The organism is Neisseria sp. P0021.S005 (assembly GCF_051956955.1).
Map to the genome: position 1 here is coordinate 1 of NZ_JBQCWY010000387.1, position 2,886 is coordinate 2,886.

The window sequence follows — 2,886 nt, forward strand, 5'->3', positions numbered from 1 at the left end:
AATGGTGGATATCGAGGCCGTCTGAAAGTGGGGGCGGCAGGTTTTCAGACGGCATGGCACGGTCTGCGCTTTCTGCCGGATCGATGGCAGGTTGCAAAGGCTCGTGTTGTTCGTCGGTTGACTTGGTATGCCGGCTCAAACCGGTAAAGCTGGTGTGGCGGATAAAGTCAAAATCGCGGCGTTTGATGCTATGTGCGCTAAAAGCTTGGTCTTGCTGGCGGCTGTATTGGTAGACGGTTTCCGGCGGGGCTTCTTCCGTGAATGCAAACTCCGTATTTTCAGGCGTGTTTGTGATAAAGCGTTGCCAGTTGGTTTTGAGCATTTCCACAACGTCTGTCGCGCTTTTATAGCTTTGGCTGACGCTTTCGCGGCCGGCATCCGGCAAACCTTCGAGCAGATAGGCAAAAGGATTGTTTGGCGTACAGTTTTTGTTGGCGGCGGCGTAGATATTGAGCTGTTCTTCGGCGCGGGTAAGGGCGACATAAAGTAGGCGTAAATCTTCGGCCGTCTTTTCGTCGGCAAGGTGGCTTAGTTCTGCTTCTGAGGTTTGCGATTTGGCCAGCAGCTCGGTTTCGTGGTTGTCAGTATGCAGGATTTTCCAGTTTTCTTTGGAATTGTCTTTGGTATCCCATGCGAAGGGGCAGTAAACCAAAGGATATTGCAAACCTTTCGACGCGTGCATGGTAACGATTTTGACCAGTTTTTCGTCGCTTTCAAGACGGATGGTTTGCGCGTCTGATGGGAAATGGCCGCTGCGCGCACGGCTGATTTGTTCGTTCAGCCATTTATGCAGGGCGGCAGGGTTGCGGCTTTGGCTGTCTTCTTCGGCCAAAAGCTCCAGAATTTGATAGTAGTTGGTCAGGCTACGCTCGTTGCCGCCTTTGAGCAGGCGTGTTTCGATGTCATGTAGGGCGGCAAACTGCTGCACGGCGGCAAAAATGCCGCCTTTCCGCCATTTTTCCATGGCTTGGGCAGACGACTCCAGCCATTTCAGCAGCTGGTGTTCGTTGCGGTTGAGTTCGTAAATCTCTTTGGCGGTATAGCCGAACAAAACGCCGGTCAAGACAAAGCGCAGCCAGTCGGTTTGCCTTGGGTTGAGCCAAAAGCCGATCAGCGCGGACAGAGAGTCTGCCTCGGCGGAATCGAAAACGGACTGGCGCGACAGCAACACGCTTTGGATACGGCGCTGTTTCAGTTTCCCTGCAATCATCGCCGCTTCGTTGTTGGTGCGCACCAAGACGGCAATGTCGCCGGATTCCAACGCGCGGCCTTTGAAATTCAGACGGCCTTCGGCCGCTTCATTGAGCGCAAAGGCAATTTCATCGGCGCAATATTCGGCGGCTCGGCTGCGCAAAATCTCTTTGCCGGTTTGATCGTCCGTATTGAGCCAGCGCACTTGGATGGCGGGGTGGTGTGGCGACAGCCGGCTTTCGGCGCGGCTAGCGGAGACCTCGCTGTAATTGATGTTTTCCAACACGAAGGGGTGTTTTTTTTGTTTGAACAAGGCGCTGATGCCGTTGATCAGCTTGGCATGGCTGCGGTAGTTGACGGCGAGGGTGTAATGCCTGTCCGCATCTTGCGCGGCTTGCAGATAGGCGTAAATGTCCGCACCGCGAAAGCTGTAAATCGCCTGTTTGGGGTCGCCAACGAGAAACAGCGGGCAGCCTTGTTCGATAAAAATTTGGAGGAAAATTTCGTATTGCAACGGGTCGGTATCTTGGAATTCGTCAATCAGCGCGATTTCCCAGTTTGCCGCTGCCGCTTTTGCCAATGCGTTACCGTGTTCATTGGTGGTCAATGCCTGATGGACATCCAGCAGCAAATCATCAAACACGCGCTCGCGGCGTGATTTTTTTTGTTCGGCAATGGATTGGTTGATGTAGGAAAGGAGGTCGAGTTGCAGGCAGATGAAGACCGCTTCTTCCGCGCTTTTCATTGCCTGCAAATCACGACCAAGATTAGCCAAGGCTTGCAGCTGAATAATTTCCGGTGCATCGGCATTGGCTTTATATTCTTTTTTCAGTTTACTGTTGAGCGTGTCGATACTGAAGAGGCTTAATTTTTCCAGCGTTTGTTTGCTCAGGCGGGGCAGACGGTTGGATTCGGCGTTTGTTTTTAAATCGGTAAAAACATTTTCAAAGGTTTTTCGTTTGTAGGTTTGGCCGTTAAGTTTGGGAAAAATTGCCCAAAACGCTTTTTCCAAGTCTTCCAAGTGGACGCAAACTTTTTGCCATGTTTCTTGAAGCTTGGCTTGGGCTTCTTGCAAATCGCCTTCAGGCCGTCTGAATTTCAGATAGGGGCGGCCGGTATAGCTTTTAATTTCGGCAAGCATTTCTTCGGGCGTGCATTTTCGGTCAAAAACCAATTGTGCCAATGTGGTATCGGTTGCCACTTTCTGCCGCCAAAAGTCCTGCGCTGGAATCAGCAGCCTCTCGCGCGAGTCGTCCGACAGCTCGACATCCAAAGGCGCGCCGCACAAAAACGCGTAATCGCGCAAGACGCGCTGACAGAAGCCGTGGATGGTGTAAATCGAGGCGTTGTCAAACTGGCTCAGCGCGGCTTTGAGGCGGAGAATCAGGCGATGGCAGCTTTCCTGTCCGTCTTGCTCGCCTAAAGCCAAAGGAATCAAGCGATTGAGAAAGTCATCGGGGGATTTCTTCTCTTTTTCGTAATATTTGTTCAGGCCGTCTGAAATATGTTCCGGCTCGCCGCCCAGGGTTTGGATTTCGTTTAAAACCTGCAACACTTCGTCCAAACGCGCGCGCAAACGGGTTTTCAGTTCTGCCGTCGCCGCTTTGGTAAAGGTAACGACCAGAATTTTCTCGATGTCTTTTTTTTCTAAAACAATCAGTCGGGTAAAGAGCGCGGCAATGCCGTAGGTTTTAC

The 2,886-nt window shown here is 51.8% G+C and carries 1 protein-coding gene; it reads right to left on the minus strand.

The features are described 5' to 3' along the window. Positions 1-2,886 (minus strand): exodeoxyribonuclease V subunit beta (gene recB / locus ACTHUE_RS14550; RefSeq protein ID WP_440423846.1); only part of this gene is annotated, 2,886 nt, incomplete at both ends.